Here is a 21,792-nt window from a genome sequence, read left to right as displayed (position 1 = left end):
GGGGCTAGCCCAGCTCGTACACCGCGGTGAGCGTCACCTGGTCCTCGATCTCCCCGGGCGCGACCGGGACGCCCTGGTCCTTGGTGACGGCCTCCACGGGCACGGCCATCGGCCGCGGGCCGCCGCCGTCGCTCTCGCTGAGCGAGACGAGGCGGCCGAGGGGGCGGCCGGTCAGCCGCGCGTACTGCTCCGCCTTGGCGCGCGCGTCGTCGTGTGCGGCCGCGCGGGCCTTGGACCGCAGCTCCCGCTTGTCGGCGACGTCGAAGGCCACGGCGTGGACGCGGCCCGCGTCACCGGCGGCATCCATCGCGGCCTGGATGACCCGGCCGGTGGCGGCGAGGTCGCGCACGGTCAGCGAGAACGACTGGGCGGCCCGGTACCCGGTCAGCTTGGACGCGCCGTCGTCTTCCTTGTAGACGGCCGAAAGGGACAGGCTCTCGGTGCGGGCGTCGCGCTCGGCGACGCCCTGCTCGCGCACGGCGGCGAGCAGCGCACGCGCGGCGGTGTTCTGCGCGGCGAGCGCCTTCTGGGAGGTCGGCGCGGTCACCTCGACGCCCATGCTGACCACGGCCAGGTCCGGCGCCGCGCTCGCGGAGCCGGTGCCGGTGACCGTGACGGTGGCGGGGTTGCGCTGGGCCGCGGCGGCGGGCGCCTCGGCGGACGGCGCGGCGGCCCCGGCGGGCGCGGCGCCGAACCCGAGCGCCGCGAGGGCGAGCAGGGCGGTGGCGAGCGGACGTACGGGCGCGTACGGGCGTGACGGCATGGGCGGGGGTCCTTCCGGTGTGGCGGTCATCCGCCCCGCACGGGGCGGCCCGCCGCCCCGCGGGGGACGGCTGGCCGCCATCCCAGCACGCGCGCGCACGCGCGCGAGGACGCCACTCCCGTCCTGTCACCTCACCGGTCCACCCCCGCGCGGACCGGTCGTGTGCCTAGAGCGGCATCAGGTCCGGCCGCTTCGCCGCCACGTGGTCGCCCGAGGACTCGCCCCGCAGGCGCCGCCCGATCCACGGCACCAGGTGCTCGCGCGCCCAGTGGATGTCGTCGCGGCGCTCTTCGAGAGCGCCGCGCGGCGGCAGCGGCGGCCACGCCTGGTCCGGGTCGGCGGGCACGGGGATGCCGAGCACCTGGGCCGCGCGCAGCGCCACGCGCGTGTGGCCGTCGGGCGACAGGTGCAGGCGGTCGGTGTCCCAGGCCCGGCGGTCCTGGACGGTCTTCAGCGACCACAGGTCGAGCACCGGACAGCCGTAGCGGTCGGCGACCGCGCGGACGTGGCCGTTGTACGTGGCGATCTTGCCGCGCAGATGCTTGAGGAGGGCCACGCCGCGGGTGTCGAAGCCGGTGGTCACCACGACGGTGCCGACGGCCGACGAGAGGTCGGCGACGGCCCGCTCGAAGCGCTCGGCCACCTCGTCCGGGTCGGTGCCGGGCCGGATGATGTCGTTGCCGCCAGCGGCGAACGTCACCAGGTCGGGGGCCAGCTCCTTGGCCCTCGGCACCTGGTCCGCGACGATCTGGTCGAGCAGCTTGCCGCGCACCGCGAGGTTCGCGTAGCGGAAGGTGTGCTCCGGTACCAGGTCGTCGAGCAGCACGGCCAGCCGGTCGGCCCAGCCGACGAAGGTCCCGTCGGGCCCGGGGTCCCCCACGCCCTCGGTGAAGCTGTCGCCGACCGCTGCGTAGGAGGTGATGGTCTCGGTGGATACGTTCTTGACGAAGGGTGTCGACTCTGCTGTCACATCGCCCCATCTTTCCTTCCGTCAAGTGACCTACGCCACCGTAATATGGGGTTGACGTGGCGTGAGATAAGCCATTGGTCAAGATTGCACCAACCCGGAATACAGCGGCCTACGGTGCCGATGAGGCAGCCGCGACCCGTCGCAGCCGGAACACCGCGGCGTCCAGATCCCCGCTGAGGCCCGTGTGCAGGCCGTGGTGCAGCAGGACCGCGCCCCGGTGCACCGCGCCGGTGTCCCGGCACGCGTACGCCGCCGCGGGGTCGAGCCCGCGCAGCCGCACCGGCGGCGGTCGTTCGCCGTACGCCTGCGCCCGCAGCCAGGCGAGCACGACGGCCTCGTCGCCCCGCACGTACTGCACCGCGCCGAGCCCCTCGTCGGGCGCCCGGAGCCGGTAGAGGTCGCCGAGCTGCACGACGGGCCTGATCTCCTTGTACAGCTCCACCCAGCCGCGCGCCTCGGCCAGCTCCGCCTGGCTCCACCGGGTGAGGTCGCCGCCGACGCCGAGCACCCCGGCCATGGCGCTGACGAACCGGAACCGCAGCGAACTGACCCGCCCGTTGAGCTGGGTGTTGGGGCTGTCGGTGACCCAGGCGGCCATCACGCGCGCGGGGTGCACCTGACTGAACCCGTGCTGGATGGCGAGGCGGTCCGCCGGGTCGGTGTTGTCCGAGGTCCACACCTGGTCGGTACGGGCGATGATGCCGAGGTCGACCCGGCCGCCGCCGCCAGAGCAGGACTCGAAGGCGACGGAGGGGTGCGCGGCCCGCAGCCGGTCGATGAGGTCGTAGACGGCGTGCACGTGCGCGGACCACAGCCGCTGCGGGTCGGCTTCCCCGGGCCAGCCGGGGTCCGTGAAGCAGCGGTTGAAGTCCCACTTCACATAGTCGATCGGGGCGCCGGAGAGCAGCGCGTCCAGCCGCTCCCACAGATGCTCCCGCACGTCCTTCCGCGCGACGTTGAGGACGAGCTGGTTGCGGAACTCCGTACGGGTGCGGCCCGGGTGGTGCTGCACCCAGTCGGGGTGCGCGCGGTACAGGTCGCTGTCCGCGTTCACCATCTCCGGCTCCACCCAGATCCCGAACCGCATGCCCAGGCCGCGGACGTGGTCCGCGAGCGGCTTCAGGCCGCCCGGGAACCGCTGCGGGTTCGGCGTCCAGTCGCCGAGCCCGGCCCGGTCGCTGACGCGCCGGCCGAACCACGCGTCGTCGACGACGAACAGCTCGACGCCCATCTCGGCGGCCCGCTCCGCGAGGTCCCGCTGCTGCTCGTCGGAGATGTCGAAGCCGGTGGCCTCCCAGGAGTTGTAGAGCACCGGCCGCACCTCGTCGGCGTCCGGGATGACGTGCGCGCGCTGGTAGGCGTGCCAGGCCCGGCTCGCCCCGCCGAAGCCGCCGTCGCTCCACAGGCCGGCGAACACCGGCGTGACGACCGCCGTGCCGGGCGCGAGCACCTGCTGTCCCGAGTCGTCGTGCCCCGAGCCGCCGGTGATCTGCACGGCGCCGTCCGGGAGTTGGTGCACCGCGACGCGCCACGACCCGGACCAGCCGAGCGCGCAGCCGTAGACCTCACCGTGCTCCTCGGTGGCGCCGTCGGCGTCGAGCGCCACCCAGGGCAGGTGCTGGTGCCCGGTGTGCCCCCGGCGGCTGCCGATGACCCGCTCCCCGTACGTGAGCCCGGAGCGCACGAGGCGCGACTCCGCGGCCCAGCGCCCGTGCAGCTGGGACAGGCGCCAGCGCTCGCGGCGCGGCAGGGTCCAGGTGGCCGAGTCGGCGCGCAGCAGCTCCACGTCGGGCGACCCGGCGGGCCCCTGGTGCATGACGACCGCGTACCGCTCGACCACGTCGGCGCGCAGGCGGTAGTCGAGCAGCACCGCCAGGTGGTGCACGGGGTCGGTGAAGTTCAGCTGGAGCTCGTCCGCGTCGTGCCAGGCGCTCGCGAACCGCCACTCCGTGCCCCGCACCCCGCCGCCGCGCACCGAGAGCGCGGGCCGCACGAAGCGCGGGCCGCCCTCCACGGGGTACTCCTCGTGCCCGTCGAGGCGGGACTCGAAGGGCCGCTCGGGCGGCAGCGGCGCGGCGGCCAGGGCCTCGGCGTCGGCCAGGGCGATCCGCGGGCCCCAGTGCAGGTGCAGCAGTTCGTCACTGCCGGTGAGGCGGAGCGCGTAGCTGCTGGTGGGCCCCGAGAGGAGCCACATACGACCGTCCTCGCCGACCTCGATCATCAAACCCCCACAGGTCCTCTGACAGATCTCAACAGCCGCGCGGGCGTACGCACATCTTCGAGCCCGTGCGACCACCGGGGCAACGCCCGTGCGCGCTCCGCCACGACTGATTGCCTCAGGAACCCGTGTCGTATCGTCGAAGGCGCAACCACCGGCCGCCGACGGACGCCGCGGCGAGCCGCGCGGTGCCCCGATCCCGGCCGGTCCGACGAGCGGCGACCAGCCCCGACCCAGAGGAGAGCCCGTGACGCAGCAGGTTCCGTCGACCGAACCCGAGCTTGCCGGTGTGCGCAACTTCCGTGACGTGGGCGGGCTTCCGACCGTCGACGGCCGCCGGGTCCGGCACGGCGTGCTCTTCCGCAGTGGGCACCTCGCACACGCCACCGCCGCCGACGCCGTGTTCCTCGCGTCGCTCGGCCTGCACACGGTCTTCGACTTCCGCAACGCCGCGGACCAGCGCCTCGAGGGCCCGGACGTGGAGCTGCCGGGCGTGCGCAACGTGAATCTACCGCTGACCGACCCCGCCGACGGCGCCGAGTTCTGGAAGATGGTGCGCGACGGCGACCTGGACCAGCTGCGCTCGATCCTGTCCGACGGCAAGGCCGCCGAGCGCATGGCGTCCTCGTACCGCACGATCATCCGGGAGCGCACGGCCGAGCACGGCCGGGTGCTGCACGCGCTCGCCGAGGACAGCGTGCCCGCGCTGATGCACTGTGCGGCGGGCAAGGACCGCGCGGGCCTGTCGATCGCCGTCGCGCTGCTCGCCGTCGGCGTGGAGCGCGAGGCGATCGAGGCGGACTACCTGGAGTCGAACGCGGCGCACCGCCGCTACAAGGTGCACCGCAGCAGCACCTCGCCGGACGCCATGTCGGCCGAGGTCATGGAGCTCCTGAGCCCGCTGTTCGACGCCCGCGCCGAGTATCTGGCGGCGGCCTTCGCCACCATCGAGCAGACGTGGGGCGACACCGAGACCTACCTCACCCGGGGGCTCGGCCTCGCGCCTGCGACGCGCGAGCGGCTGCGCGAGCGACTGCTCGACTGAGCGGTGCGGTAGCACCCCGAAGGGGCGCGGGGAACTGCGCGACCAGCCACGGACGACCCGCAGGCGATCGACGGCAGTTCCAGCGAAGCGTCACTGGTTCTGTCCGCCGAGGACGAACAGCAGGTAGATGAAGCCCGCGAACAGGTGGCCCACGGCGACGTAGACGATGAGGCGCACCCACAGGGCGCGCGGGAACTTCTCCTCCATGGACATGCGGCGTGCGGGCTGCTGCGGTTCAGGTTCCGTCATGTCGGTCTCCCTCGATAGGGCCGCCGAGGCAGAGCGCGGCGGCGGGGCTCTGCAGCAAGGTGTGGACGAAGAGGAGGTCGGCGCCGCCGTGGTCCACGGCGGCGATCCGGTGCGGCGTCAGCGAGTCGAAGTGCGCGCTGTCGCCGGGCGCGAGGGTGTACGAGGTGTCCCCGAGCCGCAGACGAAGGCGGCCCCGGAGGACGTACAGCCACTCCTCCCCCGGGTGCACGCGCACGATGTCGCCCTGCGCGCCGTGCGGCACGTGCACGCGCAGCGCCTGCATGCCCCGGCCCGGGGAGCCCGCCTGCCAGTACGTCCAGCCGCCCGCGGCGGTGGGCTCCATGTCCGGGGCGCGCACGACGGCGTCCCGGTCGGCGGGCGTCTCGCCGAGGAGCTCGGAGACCGTCGTACCGTAGGTACGGGCGAGTGCGAGCAGCATCGGCAGGGACGGCTGGCGCTGGCCGGTCTCCAGACGGGACAGGTGCGCGGGCGAGAGCCCGGCCGCCCGGGCGGCGGCCTCCAGGGTCAGCGCGGCACGGCGGCGCAGCTCACGCAGTTGCGGGGCGACGGCGGGCAGCGCGTCGGCCGCGGTGCCGTCGTCCGGGGTGGCAGGGCTCATACCGTCGATTGAGCCAGAGTCTTACCTGCGAGGCAATTTTGTTGCCTCAGAGGCAAGAGCCCGATGGCGGGTGACCGCAGCGGCGGCTCAGCGGTTCGCCACCGCCTGCTTCACCAGGGTCTTGCCGAAGTCCCAGATCAGCCCGCCGCCCCCGTGCGCCTCGTCCATGACGTCGGTGAACGCCGCGACGAAGCGGTCGGCCTCCTTCTCCCCGATGATCAGCGGCGGGATGAGCTTGATGACCTCCAGGTGGTCGCCGGAGACCTGGGTGAGGATCCGGTGCTTCTGGAGCAGCGGTACGACGACCATCTGCGCGAACAAGCCCTTGCGGGCGGCCTGGAGCATCGTCCAGCGGCTGCGGAGCTTGAGGGACTTCGGCCTGCCGAACTCGATGCCGATCATCAGGCCCCGGCCGCGGACGTCGCTGAGCAGCTCGTACTTGTCGACGAGCGCCGCGAGCCGGGCCTTGAGCAGCTCCCCCGTGGCGCGGGCGTTCGCGACGGTCCCCTCGTCCTCCATGACGGCGAGGACCGCGAGCCCGGCGGCCATGGCCTGCGCGTTGGACCCGAAGCTCGCGGAGTGGACCAGGACGCGGTCCATCGACGAGTAGACCTTCTTGAAGATCCAGTCCTTGCCGAGGGTCGCGCCGACCGGGACGTAGCCGCCGGAGAGGGCCTTGGCCACGCACACCAGGTCGGGCTCGACGCCCTCCTCGTGCTGGTGGGCGTAGAAGGCCCCGGTCCTGCCGAGCCCGGTCTGCACCTCGTCGGCGATCAGGAGCGCCTTGTGCTGGTGGAGGAGGTCCTGGGCGGCGCGCAGATAGCCGGCCGGTGGCTCGTGCACGCCCTTGCCCTGGACCGGCTCGACGATCAGGGCGGCCACGTCGCCGCGCTTCAGCTCCCGGCGCAGCGCGTCGAGGTCACCGAGGGGGACGGCCGTGTCCGGCAGGAGCGGGGCGAAGCCGTCGCGGAAGCCGGTCTCTCCGTTCACCGACAGGGAGCCGGTGGTCAGGCCGTGGAAGGCGTGCTCGCAGTACAGGACCCGTGGCTTGCCGGTGGCGTAGCGGGCGAACTTCAGGGCGGTCTCGACGGCCTCGGTGCCGCTGTTGCCGAAGAAGACCCGGTCCAGGTACGGGCTGTGCGCGAGCAGCCGCTCGGCGAGCAGTCCGGGCAGCGGCTGGCAGTCGAAGCGGGTCAGGTCGGCGAGGGAGGCGTCGAGGACGTCGTGCAGGGCCTTGCGGACGACCGGGTGGTGGCGGCCCAGGCCCATGACGCCGAAGCCGGCGAGCATGTCCAGGTAGTCCTGGCCTTCGGCGTCCCAGAAGTAGGCGCCCTCCGCGCGCTCGTAGACCTTGTCGAAGCCGATGGTGTGCAGCATGCGCGGCAGCTGGTGGTTGAGGTGCCGGGTGTGCAGCTCGTACCGCTCGCCGCCGCGCTCGGCGAGCAGTCTGCCGAGGTCGAACTCCTTGCCGGTGCTTGTCATGCTCGGTTCTCCTCGCCGGGCGTCCCGGCTGTCCTGGGGCCGGGGGTCCCGGCCTCGTGCGGGCCGGTGGCCCCTGCCGTCTCCCGCGCGGCGTCCTGGCGGGCCATCGTCGCGCCGACGCGCCCCGCGATCTCGACCGGCGTGAGGCCGACATCGGCGAGGACCTCGCCGCGCTTGGCGTGCGCGAGGAACTGCTCGGGAATGCCGAAGCGGCGCACGGGCACGTCCACCTCGGCCTCGTCGAGGGCGAGGGCCACGGCCGAGCCGACGCCGCCCGCGCGGCTGTTGTCCTCGACGACCGCGACGAGCCGGTGGTGCGCGGCGAGCGGCGCCAGCGCGGCGTCGACGGGCTTGACCCAGCGCGGGTCGACGACGGTGCAGCCGATGCCCCGCTCCGCGAGCAGCTCGGCGGCCTGGAGGCACACCGGTGCCATCACGCCGACGGCGACCAGCAGCACGTCCGGGTCGGGGTCCCGGCGCAGCACGTCCATGGCGCCCACCCGGTCCACGGCCGGGATCGCGGGCCCCACCGACTCCTTGGGGAAGCGCAGCAGGGTCGGCGCGTCGTCGACGTTCACGGCCTCGCGCAGCTGGGCGCGCAGCTGGTCGGCGTCGCGCGGCGCGGCGATGCGCAGCGTGGGCACGCACTGGAGGATCGACATGTCCCACATGCCGTTGTGCGAGGCCCCGTCGGCGCCGGTGACGCCGGCCCGGTCGAGCACGAAGGTGACGCCGCACCGGTGCAGCGCCACGTCCATCAGGAGCTGGTCGAAGGCGCGGTTGAGGAAGGTGGCGTAGACCGCGACGACGGGGTGCAGGCCGCCGGTGGCGAGCCCGGCGGCGGACACGGCCGCGTGCTGCTCGGCGATGCCGACGTCCCAGACGCGGTCGGGGTAGGCCTCCGCGAACCGGGTGAGCCCGACGGGGTGCAGCATGGCGGCCGTGAGGGCGACGACGTCGTCGCGCTCGGCCCCGATGCGGACGATCTCGTCGCCGAACACGGAGGTCCAGGAGGGGCCGTTGGACGGGGTGAGCGGCTCGCAGGTGAGGGGGTCCATGACGCCGACGGTGTGGAAACGGTCGGCCTCGTCGGCGAGCGCGGGCTCGTAGCCGCGGCCCTTCTCGGTGAGGCAGTGGATGAGGACGGGCCCGTGGAAGCGCTTCGCGCGGCGCAGCGCGGACTCGACGGCCTTGATGTCGTGCCCGTCGATGGGGCCGACGTACTTCAGGCCGAGGTCCTCGAACATGCCCTGGGGCGCGAAGGCGTCCTTGAAGCCCTTCTTGGCGCCGTGCAGGGATTCGTACAGCGTCCGCCCGACCACGGGGGTGCGCTGGAGGACGTCCTTGCCCCAGGCGAGGACCTTCTCGTAGCTGTCGGTGGTGCGCAGGGTCGCGAGGTGGTTGGCGAGGCCGCCGATGGTGGGGGCGTAGGAGCGCTCGTTGTCGTTGACGACGATGATCAGCGGCTGGTCCTTCGCGGCCGCGATGTTGTTGAGCGCCTCCCAGGCCATACCGCCGGTGAGGGCGCCGTCCCCGATGACGGCGACGACGTGGCCGCGCTCCCCCAGGACCCGGCGGGCCTTGGCGAGCCCGTCGGCCCAGCCGAGCGCGGTGGACGCGTGGCTGTTCTCGACGATGTCGTGCGCGGACTCCTCCCGCGAGGGGTAGCCGGACAGGCCGCCCTTGCCCCGCAGCTTCGAGAAGTCCTGGCGCCCGGTCAGGAGCTTGTGCACATAGCTCTGGTGGCCGGTGTCCCACACCAGGCGGTCGACGGGCGACTCGAAGACCCGGTGCAGGGCGATGGTCAGCTCCACCACCCCCAGGTTGGGCCCGAGGTGTCCGCCGGTCCGCGCGACCGCGTGCACCAGGAACTCCCTGATCTCCTCCGCCAGTTCGGCGAGGTCGGCCTCGGTCAGCGCCTTCAGGTCGCGCGGCCCTCGGATGGTTTCCAGGATGGTCATGCTCAGGCCCCCTAAACTGGTTGTCCTCAGCTCACCGTGACGTCGGGCGCCCCGGACGGGACACCGGCGGCCTCCAACTGCGCCGCGATCTTCATGGCCTCCTCGATCAGGGTCTCCACGATCTTCGACTCGGGCACCGTCTTGATGACCTCGCCCTTCACAAAGATCTGCCCCTTGCCATTGCCGGACGCCACCCCGAGATCGGCCTCACGCGCCTCACCCGGACCGTTCACGACACAGCCCATGACCGCCACCCGCAGCGGCACCTCCATGCCCTCGAGCCCCGCCGTCACCTCGTCCGCGAGCTTGTACACATCCACCTGCGCCCGCCCGCACGACGGACACGACACGATCTCCAGACGCCGCTGACGCAGATTCAACGACTCCAGAATCTGAATCCCGACCTTGACCTCCTCCGCCGGAGGCGCCGACAACGAGACCCGGATCGTGTCACCGATACCCTCGGCAAGCAGCGCACCGAACGCCACCGCCGACTTGATCGTGCCCTGGAACGCCGGACCCGCCTCCGTCACACCCAAGTGCAACGGGTAATCACACGCGGCCGCCAACTGCCGGTAGGCATTGACCATCACCACCGGATCGTTGTGCTTCACCGAGATCTTGATGTCCCGGAAACCGTGCTCCTCGAACAGCGACGCCTCCCACAACGCCGACTCCACCAGAGCCTCCGGCGTCGCCCTGCCGTACTTCTTCAGGAGGCGCTTGTCGAGCGACCCGGCGTTCACACCGATGCGGATCGGGATGCCCGCGGCGGACGCAGCCCGCGCGATCTCCCTGACCTTGTCGTCGAACTGCTTGATGTTCCCCGGGTTCACCCGGACCGCCGCACAGCCCGCGTCGATCGCCGCGAACACGTACTTCGGCTGGAAGTGAATATCGGCGATCACCGGGATCTGCGACTTCCTGGCAATGACCGACAGCGCGTCCGCGTCGTCCTGCGTCGGGCACGCCACCCGCACGATCTGACAGCCCGAAGCCGTCAGCTCGGCGATCTGCTGAAGCGTCGCCCCGATGTCGGACGTACGCGTCGTCGTCATCGACTGCACCGACACCGGAGCGCCGCCCCCGACGGCCACCGGTCCGACCTGGATGCGCCGCGTGGTGCGGCGCTCCGCTATCGGCCGGACCGGCGGCTCGGGCAGGCCCAGGGAGACGGGGCCCGAAGGGGTCATGACGTCACCGGTTCCCGGAGACGGTCTCGCGCATGGCGCGCAGCGACTCCTTCAGCGAGCCCATCGTGGCGAGCACGGCGGTCGGCTCGTACCCGCAGTGCGCCATGCAGTTGGCGCACCGGTCGTCCTTGCCGCGGCCGTACTTGCTCCAGTCGGTCTCCTCGATCAGCTCCCGGTACGTCGGCACGTATCCGTCGCTCATCAGATAGCAGGGGCGCTGCCAGCCGAAGAGGGAGTAGTTCGGGATCGCCCACGCCGTGCACTGGAAGTCGACCTTGCCCTCGAGGAAGTCGAGGAACAGCGGCGAGTGGTTCAGGCGCCAGCGGAGCCGGTTGCCGCCCGCGAAGGCCTTCTTGAACAGCTCGCGGGTCTGCTCGACGCCGAGGAAGTGCTCCTGGTCCGGCGCCTTCTCGTAGGCGTAGGCGGGCGACAGCATCATCTCGTCGACCTTCAGGTCGTCGTTGAGGAAGTTCAGGACCTCGATGATGGTCTGCGGGGTGTCCGTGTTGAAGAAGGTCGAGTTGGTGGTCACCCGGAAGCCGCGCCGCTTGGCCTCCTTGATGGCGGCCACGGCCTCGTCGAACACGCCCTCCTTCGCCACGGACTCGTCGTGGCGCTCCCGCATGCCGTCGATGTGCACGGCGAACGCGAAGTACGGCGAGGGCGTGAACTTGTCCATCTTCTTGCGCAGCAGCATCGCGTTCGTGCACAAGAAGACGAACTTCTTCTTGGCCACCAACTGGCGCACGATCTCATCGATCTGAGGATGCATCAGCGGTTCGCCGCCCGCGATGGACACCATCGGGGCCCCGGACTCAAGAACGGCGCCCACGGCCTGGGCCACCGGCATGCGCTGCTTGAGCACACCGGCCGGGTGCTGGATCTTGCCGCAGCCCTCACACTTCAAATTGCACGCGAACAGGGGCTCCAACTCGACGATCAACGGGAACTTGTCACGCTTGCGGAGCTTCTGTTCAAAGAGGTAGGTAGCGACCTTGATTGACTGACGCAGCGGCATAGCCATCTGGCTCACCTCCGGGAGAGCGGCGAAGATCGGTGCCATTCGAAAAAAGCGGGAAGCACGGCGCGGAGCACGCGGAAAGCCGATATTCCACCGCGGACCGTGCCGATGCGGACGAGTTCGTGCTGGGGGGCGTCGACGACCACCCGGACGGCCGCAACCGGCCGGGGTCCGGCCGTGACGGCACTGCGCAGCGTGACCGCGGACTCCATGTCGACCGCGATCGCGCCGGTGGCGAGCAGATCGCCGCGTTCGTGACCGCGGACGACGTGGTCGGAGCCCGTGAGCGGGCCGGTGTGCACGGTGCGGCCCGGCACGGCCCGCACCAGCTCCTCGACCAGGAGCCCGGTGCCCACACACGGCGTGCGGCCGCCGTCGTGCCGGGTCTCCTCGGCGACGACGAGGTCGCCGGGGTGCATGCCGGGGGCCAGCCCGGCGCAGAACCCGGTGGCCACGACGGCCGCGTCGCGCAGGGAGTCCTTGCCGAGCGCCCGGGTGACGGCGCGCTCGGCGGCCTTGGGGCCCATGCCCGTGCGCAGCACGGTCACGGGCCCGCGGGCGCCGCCGCGGTCGCCGGTGCGCAGGGCGAGCTGCTCGATGCCGAGCGCGCAGGCGACGAGCAGCGGGGCGGGCCCCGGGCGGGCCGGGTCCGTGCTCATCAGCTCCCCTTGCCCGGGCCGCCGACGGACGGCTCGCCGTGCACGTACCGGCCGAGGGCGGTCAGCGGGAAGACCTGCCGGTACAGGTGGTAGTTGATCGAGAAGTCCCAGGGGAAGCCGGTGCCGGTGAAGTACGGCTCGTCCCAGGAGCCGTCCTCGCGCTGGCTCTCGGTCAGCCAGGTGACGCCGCGCTCCACGGCCTTGGAGTCCCGCTCACCGGCGGCGAGCAGCGCGAGCAGCGCCCACGCGGTCTGCGACGCGGTGGACGCGCCGTGCCCGATCCACCGCTCGTCGCGGTACGAGCGCAGGTCCTCGCCCCAGCCGCCGTCGTCGTTCTGCACCGACTCCAGCCAGGCGACCGCGCGCCGGATCGCCGCGTGCGCGGCGGGCAGGCCCGCCGCGACCAGGGCGGGCAGCACGGATCCGGTGCCGTAGACGTAGTTGACGCCCCAGCGGCCGAACCAGGCGCCGTTCGCCTCCTGTTCGGCGAGGAGCCACTCGATGCCGCGCCGGGTGCGCGGGTCGTGGGACTTGCCCTCGTAGGCGAGCATCTCCACGACGTGCGCGGTGACGTCGGCGGACGGCGGGTCGATGACCTCGCCGAAGTCGCAGAACGGCAGCTTGTTCGGCAGCGGGCTGGTGTTGTCGACGTCGAAGGCGGCCCAGGCGCCGTTCCGCGACTGCATGCCCAGGTTCCAGTGCACGCCGCGGGCGATCGCGCTGTCCATCCGGCGCCGGTCCGGGTGGGCCACGCGGCGCAGCGCGAGGACGACCTCGGCGGTGTCGTCGATGTCGGGGTAGTTGTCGTTGTGGAACTCGAACGCCCAGCCGCCCGGCGTGAGATGGGGCTTGCGCACCGACCAGTCGCCGGGCCTGACGATCTGCTCGCCCAGCATCCAGTCCGCGGCCTGCACCAGCTGCGGGTGGTCGGCGGGCACCCCGGCGTCGGCAAGGGCGATGGTGGCGAGACAGGTGTCCCACACCGGGGACTGACAGGCCTCGATCATCCGCGCGCCGTCCTCGCGCCACACCGCGAACCGGTCGAGCGACTCGATGCCCGCCTTGAGCACGGGGTGGTCGAGGTCGTAGCCGAGCAGGTGCAGCGCGATGACGGAGTACACGGCGGGGGGCTGGATGCCGCCCCAGCAGCCGTCGTTCTCCTGCCGCTCGATGATCCAGCGCGCGGCGCTGTTCATCGCGGCCTTGCGCAGCGCGCGCGGCGCGATCTTGTGATAGACGTGCAGCGCCTTGTCCAGACGCTGGAAGACGCCGTCCCAACTCGCCACGGCGGCAAGGGGCTTGGGCGGGTTCGGCACGGCCGGATCGCGGTGCAGCTCGTCGAGCGGGAAGGGCGCCGGGCGCACCGGGCGCTTGGCGGAGACGACGGTCAGCGGCACGATGGTCTGCCGCGCCCAGCAGCCGAAGTCGTAGATGTTGAGCGGGAACCACTTCGGGAAGTAGAGGAGCTCCGGCGGGAGTTCGGGCAGGTCGTCCCACTTCCACCAGCCGAAGAGGGCGAGCCAGATCCGGGTGAAGACCCGGGCCTCGGCGATGCCGCCCCGCTCGCGGATCCAGGCGGAGGCCCGCGCCATGTGCGGCTCGTCCGGGGCGTCCCCGGCCAGGCGCAGGGCGACATAGGCCTCGATGGTGGCGGAGAGCTCGCCTGGGCCGCCGTAGAAGGTGGCCCAGGTGCCGTCGTCGCGCTGCTCGCCGCGGATGAAGAGCGCGGCGGCGCGCGTGGTCGGCTCGTCCCTGATACCCAGGAACTGGCGCAGCAGCAGGTCCTCGGCGTCCATGGTCACGTTCGTTTCCAGGTCGCCCTTCCACCAGCCCTGAGGGTCCTGGCGGGAGAGGAGGAACTCCGTGGAGCGCTCCACGGCACGCTTGGCGGCTTCCGGTGCCCCGGCCGCCCCGGGGGTCGTGTCAGATGTGTCGGTGGCCGAGGCCGCGCGGGGCGTCACCGCTCCGGTGGAACCGTCGGTCGTCGCTGTCATGGCTTCCCCTTCGACGCAGTGCTTCTTCTCTGCTGGGTCCGCCGTCGGACACCGCCCGCACCCGGGCGGTGTTCGGCGACTGCGAGTCAGGTGTGCCCGATAGTGATCATCTCTTCCGTACGACGACGAAGTCGGCGAGCGCGGTGAGCTGCGCCCGCACCAGGTCCGGCATCTGGACCGCGTCCAGGGCCTCGATGGCGACGGCGTGCTGCCGCCGCGCCTCCTCGGCGGTCCACTCGCGGCCGCCCGCCTCCTCGATGAGCGCGGCGCGCGCGGCGAACTCCTCCTCGGAGAAGCTGTCGAAGTCATTGCTCTTGGCGTCGGCCGCGAGCAGCTCGCCGAGCCGCTCGGAGGCCGGCCCGCCCGCCGCGAGCGCGGCGACGACCGGCAGCGACTTCTTGCGCTGGCGCAGATCGCTCCAGGTCTGCTTGCCGGTGGCCTCCGGGTCGCCCCAGATGCCGAGCAGGTCGTCGACGGCCTGGAAGGCGAGTCCGAGGTGGTAGCCGTACTTCTCCAGGGTGTCGGCGGTGGCGTCGTCGGCGCCGCCGAGGACCGCGCCGATGGAGACCGCGCAGGCGAGCAGGGCGCCCGTCTTGTTGCCCTCCATCTCCAGGCACTCCTCGACGGTGACCCGCTCGCGGTGCTCGTAGGAGATGTCCTGCGCCTGGCCGTCGATGAGGGCGCGCGTCGCGGTGGTCAGCCGGCGCGTGGCCCGGCCCGCCTCGACGGTGCCGATCTCCAGGAGGATCTCGTTGGCGAGGGCGAAGAGGGCGTCGCCGACGAGGATGGCCTGCGCGGGGCCGTGCACCTTCCACACGGTGTCGCGGTGGCGGCGCTGCTCGTCGCCGTCCATCAGGTCGTCGTGGAGGAGCGAGAAGTTGTGGACCAGTTCGACGGCCACCGCGCCGGGCACGCCGACCTCCGGTGCGGCGCCCGCGGCCTCGGCGGAGAGCAGCGCGAGCGCGGGGCGCACGGCCTTGCCGCCGTCGCCGTCGGCCGGGTTGCCCGCGGCGTCGATCCAGCCGAAGTGGTAGGCGGCGACGGTGTCCATGGGGGGCGCGAGGCGGTCCACGGCGGACCGCAGCACCGGGGTGGCCAGTGTCCGGCCCCGCTCAAGGAGCAAGGTCACGTCCACAGCGGCCGGTTGGGCCGAGGGCACAGTCGGCACAGTCTCTCCTCTGGTTCCGGTGCGGGGTTTCTGGGACGGCCCCAGAAGGTCGAGCGTCACGCCGCCTCCTCGAAGAGGTGGTCGCGCGGGCGGTCGAGCGCGGTCAGCGCCGCCCTCGCGGCGCTGATACCGCTGCGAACAGCGCTTTCCATCGTCGCGGGCCAGCCGGTGGCGGTCCACGCGCCGGCCAGATAGAGCCCGCGCGCCTTGGTGTGCGCGCCCGGTCGCAAGCGGCCGACGCCCGGAGTCGGCGCGAACGTCGCCGTGCGCTCCCGGGTCACGAAGAAGTCCAGGACCTGTGCGCCGTGCGCGGCGGGCAGCAGGCGCTCGAGTTCCGGCAGATAGCGCTCCCTGAGCGCCGCCACGGGGGCGTCGATCTCGTCCTGGGCCACCGACTGGGACAGCGCCAGGTACTGGCCGTCGCGAAGGCCGGAGGCCTCCGTCCGGTCGAAGACCCACTGGACGGGCGTGCCGAGCGCGGCGAAGAAGGGCCGCTTGAGGACCTTGCGGTCGTACACCACGTGGACGTTGAGGATCGGCGCGGTGTCGATGCCGAGCAGCCGGTCCGGGTCGTCGAGGGCGCCCTCCGGGAGCAGGTCGTGGGTCTCGGCCTGGGGCACGGCGAGCACGACGGTATCGGCCTCGATGCGCTCGCCGGGAACCTCCACGCGCCAACCACCGTTCTTAGTAGGCGAGATGGAGGTGACACGTGTTCGCAGTTCGGTACGCACGCCCGCGGAGTCGAGCGCCTTGCGGGCCAGGCGGTCATGGAGTTCACCGAGGGGCACCCGTGCCCAGCCGATGTCGGCGGCGCCCGGGTCCGAGAGCAGCCCGGTCTTGAAGACCATCGCGGCGAGGCCGAGGGAGGCATCTCCCGCGACGGCGTTCAGGGTGGCCACGCCGACGAGGTCCCACAGGGCCTCGATGGCGCGCGGCGACTGACCGTGCGCCGCCAGCCAGCTGCCGAAGTCCTGGCTGTCGAGCGCCGGATCGGCGGGGTCGAGTCCCTTGAGGGCGAGCGCCGCGCGGCCCACCTGGGCGCGCTCGGCGAGCGACAGATGCGGATAGGTGGCGAGGCTCGCGGCCAGGTGCAGCGGCACGGGCAGCGCGGTGCGCCGCAGCCGTCCGAGGCGGTTCCGCTCGGCGTCGAGCACGGGTACGTCGAGCCGCTCCTGCAGCGGTGCGAGGTGCGCGCCCTCGACGCGGTCCAGGAACCAGCGGTAGGCGGTGCAGCAGCGCAGATAGACGTGCTGGCCGTTGTCGACCGTCAGCTCGCCGCGCTGGAAGGAGAAGGCGAGCCCGCCGAGCCGGGGGCGCCCTTCGAGCAGCGTGACGTCGAGTCCCGCGTCGGCGAGGGCGAGGGCGCTGGTGATCCCGGCGAGTCCGCCGCCGACGACGACGGCTGATGTCCCCGGGCGCCCGCCGAGCGCTCCGGCCGGGCGGTCCGCGTCCGCGTCACCGCCTGTTCGGGGCCGGCTGTCGTCGTGCCTCATGCGTCCTCCCTTTCGGCGGTTGCAGTCTGGGACGCCAAGGTCATGCGGAGGGTTGCCCGCCGGTTGCGATGACCGGTGCCACCGGTCCCGCGGTCGCGCGTCACGTACGCCTCCTGACGGCCTGGCGTGCGACATGGCGCGCGTCGAGGCCGGACAGACCGCGCACGGCGACATACGCCTTCTCGCGGCCGGGCAAGGAAACGCGGCCCCGAAGGACCGCTTCCGGTTCCCGCTCGATGCGGTCGAGCAGTCGGCGGTAGATGCCCGCCATCGCCGCCACGCAGGCGCCGCTGCGCCGGTCGAGGAGGGGCAGGAGACGGTAGCCCTCGGCGAACAGCGCGCGGGCGCGGCGCACTTCGAAGTGGACGAGGCCCGCGAAGTCGGACCCGGCCGGCGGCTCCGGTCTGGCGAACCCGGCGGAGCAGCCGAATTTGGCGAGGTCGTCGGCCGGCAGATAGGTCCGGCCCTCCAGGGCGTCCTCGCGAACGTCCCTGAGGATGTTGGTGAGTTGCAGCGCGAGCCCGAGCGTGTCGGCGTACTCCGGCGCGCGCTCCGCGTTCGGCGCCCCCGGCTCCGTACCGAACACGCCGAGCGAGAGCCGTCCGATGGCCCCGGCCACGCACCGGCAGTAGACCTTGAGGTCCTCCCAGGTCTCGTACGACTCGCCGCGCACGTCCATCAGGACGCCGTCGATCAGCTCGTCGAGGCCGCCGAGCGGGATCGGGAAGTGGAGCGCGGCATGGCTGAGCGCCACGGCCACGGGGTCGGTGTCGTCCTCCTCCACCGAGCCGTCGTGGATGCGGCCGAGCAGGCTCCGCGTCTCGTCGAGCCGGGTCTTCTTGACGTCCGGCGCGAGCGCGCCGTCCCCGATGTCGTCCACGCGCCGCGAGAACGCGTAGAGCGCGGACATCGCGCGCCGCTTCGGCGTCGGCAGCAACCTGATGCCGTACGCGAAATTACGTGCCTGCTGCCCGGTCACGGCCTCGCAATAGCTGTATGCGGCGAGTACCGGTGCGGACACGCGAGGTTCTGACTCCACGGTCCGGCTCACCCCTCTCCTCGCAGAACCGCACCCACCTCGCGCAGCAAACGCGGTTTCGTGGGCTTCGGCGGCCTTGGAAGTACGTCGTATCCAGCGGCGGCGATCGCGGAGACGGCCGCCCTCCCCCCTGCCACGAACCCTGCCAGCAGCAGCTTCAGCCTGCCGTGGACGCTACCCACCAGGGGGGTGCCTTCATTCAGGAGGCGGTGGGCGCGTTCCGCTTCGAATGCAACCAGTGCGCGCACCGACGCGCCTGCGGTAGGAGCGGCCAGATCCCGTTCCTGTACGTGAAAGCGCTTCATGTCCTCGGCGGGCAGATAGATGCGGTCGCGCCCGAGGTCCTCGCGCACGTCCTGGAGGTGCTCCACGAGCTGGAGCGCGGTGCAGACGGAGTCCGAGAGCCGGATCCGCTCGGGTGTCGCGGTGCCGGTGATGGCGAGCACCAGACGGCCGACGGGGTTCGCCGACAGTTCGCAGTAGGCGACGAGGTCGTCGTACGTCTCGTAGCGCTTGACGAGCTGGTCCTGGCGGTTGGCGGCGATCAGGCCGAGGAAGGGCTCGGGGGTGAGGCCGCCGCGCCGCACGGTGGGCCCGAGGGCGCGCAGCAGGGGGTGGCCCGGCTCGGGGCCGGGGGCGAAGACCTTGCGCAGATCGGCCTCGAAGGCGTCCAGGAGGGCGAGCGGGTCGCCCGCGGCCTCGGGGTCCGCGCCCAGGTAGCGGGCGTGGGCGGCGCCGCGGGCCAGGTCCGAGTCGCCGATGTCGTCGACCAGGCGTGCGAAGCCGTACACGGCCATGAGGTCCTCGCGCCAGGCGCGCGGGAGGAAGAACGGGGCCACGGGAAAGTTCTCGTCCGCGGCTTTGGCGAGGACGGCGGACGCATCGCGTAGCTGGAGATCGTCCGTAGCCATTGCCGTCACATCTCCCGTTCTACACTGCCGACCCAATACATCCTATTTCGGACACGCCGCCAAGGCCGCCCGGCGGCGCAGCGTGCCCCGCGCCCAGCCAGGGAGCGATATCGCCCCACTTGCCGCGAATCAGCACCGGTACAGCTTACGTTGTACAACGGACAGCGCTTCGTCGGGGTGTTCCGCACATCACAAGAACGCACCGATTGGCTTCAATCTTCCCTGAACTCCTGTGACTTGAGGGAAGTGTGGTGTCTGAAAACGAGTCAGGGCCCGGCCGGGGTCTCCGGCGGGGCCCTGCTCCATTCGGCCGCGACCAGACGGCGGCCGTCCGGCTACTTACCGGTGAACTTCTCGTACTCCTTGATGACCTCGTCGGTGGGCCCGTCCATGCGCAGCTCGCCGCGCTCCAGCCACAGGACCCGGTCGCAGGTGTCACGGATCGACTTGTTGTTGTGGCTGACCAGGAAGACCGTGCCCGCCTCCTTGCGCAGCTCGCGGATGCGGGCCTCGGAGCGCTTCTGGAACTTGCGGTCGCCCGTGGCCAGGGCCTCGTCGATCATCAGGACGTCGTGGTCCTTGGCCGCCGCGATGGAGAACCGCAGCCGCGCCGCCATGCCCGAGGAGTACGTCCGCATCGGCAGCGTGATGAAGTCACCCTTCTCATTGATCCCCGAGAAGTCCACGATGTCCTGGTAGCGCTCCTTGACCTGCTCCCGGCTCATCCCCATCGCCAGACCGCCCAGGATCACATTGCGCTCACCCGTCAGATCGTTCATCAGCGCCGCGTTCACCCCGAGCAGAGAGGGCTGGCCGTCGGTGTAGACCTTGCCCCGCTCCGCGGGCAGCAGACCCGCGATCGCCCGCAGCAGCGTCGACTTGCCCGACCCGTTCGACCCGATAAGCCCGATCGCCTCACCCCGGTACGCGGTGAAACTCACCCCGCGCACCGCGTGCACCTTCCGCACCCCCGGCGACTCACCCCGCCGGATGATCCGGCTCAACGCCGCCGTCGCACTGCCCCTGCCCGTCTTCCCGCCATTCACCCGGTACACGATGTGCAGCTCATCCGCGATCACAGTGGGGAGGCGCGTCAGGGCGCCCTTGTCGTCAGCCACGGCCGTACCGCTCCTCTGCCTTCCAGAAGTAGACGAAGCCGCCCGCGGCGACGAGCACGGACCAGCCGAGCGCGACCGCCCAGACGTGCGGGGGCAGGTTCTCCGAGCCGTAGCCGTCGATGAGCGCGAAACGCATCAGGTCCATGAAGATGGCCGCCGGGTTCCACTGGAGGATGTCGGCGATCCAGGCGGGCTTGTCCTTCAGCATCACCGGGATGGAGAACATCACGCCGGACGCGTACATCCACGTCCGCATCACGAACGGCATCAGCTGGGCCAGGTCCGGCGTCTTGCTGCCGAGCCGGGCCATGACCAGGGCGAGCCCCGTGTTGAACAGGAACTGCAGGGCGAGGACCGGGACGATCAGGAGCCAGGAGAGCCGCGGGTAGCTGCCGAAGCCGATGGCGACCACGAACAGCACGATCATCGAGAACAGCAGCTGCTGGAGCTGCTGGAGCGAGAAGGAGATGGGCAGCGAGGCGCGCGGGAAGTGCAGCGCGCGCACCAGGCCGAGGTTGCCCGAGATCGCCCGCACGCCCGCCATCACCGAGCTCTGCGTGAAGGTGAACACGAACACGCCCGTGACCAGGAACGGGATGTACACCTCCCGCGACATGCCGCGGTCGGCCTTGAGGATCAGGCCGAAGATGAGGAAGTAGACGAGCGCGTTCAGGAGCGGGGTCGCGACCTGCCACAGCTGGCCGAGCTTGGCCTGGCTGTACTGGGCGGTCAGCTTCGCCTGCGAGAAGGCGATGATGAAGTGGCGCCGCCCCCAGAGCTGGCGGACGTACTCCATGAGGCCCGGACGGGCACCGCTGACGGACAGACCGTACTTGGCCGCGAGCTCGGCCGGGGAAAGCCCGTCGTCGGGCGACGGTGGCGCGGTCACCGCGACGCCACCGTCCTGCGTTGTCTCACTCACGAGTGGAAACTTTCGTCTTCAGATGCGCGGCCGGTCGGGCGTAGGCGTGGGCCAGATCGGGCGGAGGCCGGGCCAGGGACCGGGATACGGCCCGAATGGTCTCAGACCAGAGCTTGTCAGATGACAGGAGGGCGGCCCAGTCGAGTCAGGCGCCACACCGTGCGCCAGCTCATGGGCCTGCGGGGTCCGCAGGGGCTGGTCCAGCCCTCCTTGAAGCCGCCGAACCAGGCCTTCAGGGCGGGCCGCGAGGGGCGCCGGGCCAGGGTCAGGAGCAGCCATACGCCCAGATATACGGGGACCAGGAGCGCGGGCAGGTTGCGGCGGGCGAGCCAGACGCGGTTGCGGGCCACCATGCGGTGGTAGACCGCGTGCCGGGAGGGCGCCGTGGTCGGGTGGTACAGGACCATGTCGGCGCGGTAGTCGATCATCCAGCCCGCGTTCAGGGCCCGCCAGGCGAGGTCGGTCTCCTCGTGGGCGTAGAAGAATTCGTCCGGCAGGCCGCCGACCTGCTCCAGGACCTTGGTGCGGACGGCGTTGGCGCCGCCGAGGAACGTCGTCACGCGCGAGGAGCGCATCGGGTCGGAGGCGCGAAGCCGCGGCACGTGCCGGCGCTGGGTGACGCCCGTGTCCGGGTCGGCGATGCGGAAGCTGATAATCCCGAGAGCCGGGTCGGCGGCGAAGGCCTCGCGGCACAGCCGAGCGGTGTCGGTGTGCGCCAGGAGGCCGTCGTCGTCGAGGAACAGCAGGATGTCGACGTCGGTGCCACCGGGCCCGAAGGCCTCGATGCCGACGTTGCGCCCGCCGGGGATGCCCAGGTTCTCGGGCAGTTCTATGGTGCGTACGCCCGGCGGGACGTCGGGCACGGGGGCGCCGTTGCCGACGACCACGACCTCGACCGGGTCGCCGTCCTGCTTGGCGACGGAGTCGAGCAGCGCCCGCAGCTCCTGCGGGCGGTTGCCCATGGTGA

19 protein-coding genes are annotated in these 21,792 nt (G+C 71.8%); 1 reads left to right on the top strand and 18 read right to left on the bottom strand.

Annotated features, from left to right (window positions below; genetic code table 11):
- Positions 1–4 precede the first annotated feature (4 nt).
- The 3 genes from CP982_RS34230 to CP982_RS34220 all read right to left on the bottom strand — a co-directional run bounded on the left by CP982_RS34230 (position 5) and on the right by CP982_RS34220 (position 3,954).
- The gene (locus tag CP982_RS34230) at positions 5–763 is read right to left on the bottom strand and encodes an SIMPL domain-containing protein (protein WP_150514003.1); all 759 of its coding nucleotides are present in this window, start codon (positions 761–763) and stop codon (positions 5–7) included.
- Positions 764–929: 166 nt separating this feature from the next.
- Entirely contained in the window at positions 930–1,733 is an 804-nt protein-coding gene (locus tag CP982_RS34225; protein WP_150514002.1) for an SGNH/GDSL hydrolase family protein, read from the bottom strand.
- A 109-nt stretch (positions 1,734–1,842) separates the two neighbouring features.
- Complete coding sequence (locus tag CP982_RS34220) at positions 1,843–3,954, bottom strand: alpha-galactosidase (protein WP_150514001.1); 2,112 nt, start codon at positions 3,952–3,954, stop codon at positions 1,843–1,845.
- Positions 3,955–4,198: 244 nt separating this feature from the next.
- Here CP982_RS34220 and CP982_RS34215 point away from each other — a divergent pair, with 244 nt between their 5' ends.
- Positions 4,199–4,996, top strand: coding sequence for a tyrosine-protein phosphatase (locus tag CP982_RS34215; protein ID WP_150514000.1), 798 nt, complete (start codon positions 4,199–4,201; stop codon positions 4,994–4,996).
- A gap of 90 nt (positions 4,997–5,086) precedes the next feature.
- Here the strand turns inward: CP982_RS34215 and CP982_RS34210 are convergent, their stop codons facing one another.
- From CP982_RS34210 to CP982_RS34140, 15 genes are all read right to left on the bottom strand, one after another.
- The gene (locus CP982_RS34210; RefSeq protein ID WP_037827059.1) at positions 5,087–5,203 is read right to left on the bottom strand and encodes a DUF6126 family protein; all 117 of its coding nucleotides are present in this window, start codon (positions 5,201–5,203) and stop codon (positions 5,087–5,089) included.
- Between the two features lie 28 nt (positions 5,204–5,231).
- Positions 5,232–5,864 (bottom strand): helix-turn-helix domain-containing protein, encoded by a 633-nt coding sequence (locus tag CP982_RS34205; RefSeq protein WP_150513999.1) that lies wholly within the window; start codon positions 5,862–5,864, stop codon positions 5,232–5,234.
- Positions 5,865–5,951: 87 nt separating this feature from the next.
- Entirely contained in the window at positions 5,952–7,346 is a 1,395-nt protein-coding gene (locus CP982_RS34200; protein WP_150513998.1) for an aspartate aminotransferase family protein, read from the bottom strand.
- A complete protein-coding gene (gene dxs, locus CP982_RS34195; protein ID WP_150513997.1) occupies positions 7,343–9,307 on the bottom strand; it encodes a 1-deoxy-D-xylulose-5-phosphate synthase in 1,965 nt (654 codons plus the stop codon). The genes CP982_RS34200 and dxs overlap by 4 nt, the downstream gene beginning before the upstream one ends.
- Positions 9,308–9,333: 26 nt before the next feature.
- Positions 9,334–10,500, bottom strand: a complete 1,167-nt coding sequence (gene ispG, locus CP982_RS34190) for a flavodoxin-dependent (E)-4-hydroxy-3-methylbut-2-enyl-diphosphate synthase (protein WP_150513996.1) — start codon at positions 10,498–10,500, stop codon at positions 9,334–9,336.
- A gap of 4 nt (positions 10,501–10,504) precedes the next feature.
- On the bottom strand, positions 10,505–11,524 hold the full coding sequence (hpnH, locus tag CP982_RS34185) for an adenosyl-hopene transferase HpnH (protein ID WP_030688861.1): 1,020 nt from the start codon (positions 11,522–11,524) through the stop codon (positions 10,505–10,507).
- 5 nt (positions 11,525–11,529) lie between these two features.
- Positions 11,530–12,180 (bottom strand): phosphorylase family protein, encoded by a 651-nt coding sequence (locus CP982_RS34180; RefSeq protein ID WP_150513995.1) that lies wholly within the window; start codon positions 12,178–12,180, stop codon positions 11,530–11,532.
- Positions 12,180–14,174, bottom strand: coding sequence for a squalene--hopene cyclase (gene shc, locus CP982_RS34175; RefSeq protein ID WP_150513994.1), 1,995 nt, complete (start codon positions 14,172–14,174; stop codon positions 12,180–12,182). Before shc ends, CP982_RS34180 begins: the two co-directional genes overlap by 1 nt.
- A 106-nt stretch (positions 14,175–14,280) precedes the next feature.
- On the bottom strand, positions 14,281–15,402 hold the full coding sequence (locus tag CP982_RS34170) for a polyprenyl synthetase family protein (protein WP_150513993.1): 1,122 nt from the start codon (positions 15,400–15,402) through the stop codon (positions 14,281–14,283).
- Entirely contained in the window at positions 15,399–16,835 is a 1,437-nt protein-coding gene (gene hpnE, locus CP982_RS34165; RefSeq protein ID WP_229880060.1) for a hydroxysqualene dehydroxylase HpnE, read from the bottom strand. Before hpnE ends, CP982_RS34170 begins: the two co-directional genes overlap by 4 nt.
- Positions 16,836–16,935: 100 nt before the next feature.
- The gene (hpnD, locus tag CP982_RS34160) at positions 16,936–17,886 is read right to left on the bottom strand and encodes a presqualene diphosphate synthase HpnD (protein ID WP_170316540.1); all 951 of its coding nucleotides are present in this window, start codon (positions 17,884–17,886) and stop codon (positions 16,936–16,938) included.
- Complete coding sequence (gene hpnC / locus CP982_RS34155) at positions 17,883–18,785, bottom strand: squalene synthase HpnC (RefSeq protein WP_150513991.1); 903 nt, start codon at positions 18,783–18,785, stop codon at positions 17,883–17,885. The genes hpnD and hpnC overlap by 4 nt, the downstream gene beginning before the upstream one ends.
- A 335-nt stretch (positions 18,786–19,120) precedes the next feature.
- Positions 19,121–19,903, bottom strand: a complete 783-nt coding sequence (locus CP982_RS34150) for an ABC transporter ATP-binding protein (protein WP_184925601.1) — start codon at positions 19,901–19,903, stop codon at positions 19,121–19,123.
- The gene (locus CP982_RS34145; RefSeq protein WP_150513990.1) at positions 19,896–20,825 is read right to left on the bottom strand and encodes an ABC transporter permease; all 930 of its coding nucleotides are present in this window, start codon (positions 20,823–20,825) and stop codon (positions 19,896–19,898) included. Before CP982_RS34145 ends, CP982_RS34150 begins: the two co-directional genes overlap by 8 nt.
- 116 nt (positions 20,826–20,941) lie before the next feature.
- Complete coding sequence (locus tag CP982_RS34140; protein ID WP_051855813.1) at positions 20,942–21,787, bottom strand: glycosyltransferase family 2 protein; 846 nt, start codon at positions 21,785–21,787, stop codon at positions 20,942–20,944.
- Between the last annotated feature and the right edge of the window lie 5 nt (positions 21,788–21,792).

This window comes from Streptomyces spectabilis (genome assembly GCF_008704795.1).
Classification (GTDB): Bacteria; Actinomycetota; Actinomycetes; order Streptomycetales; family Streptomycetaceae; genus Streptomyces; species Streptomyces spectabilis.
The sequence above is the reverse complement of the archived record's forward strand: the minus strand, read 5'-3'. Positions and strand labels throughout refer to the sequence as shown.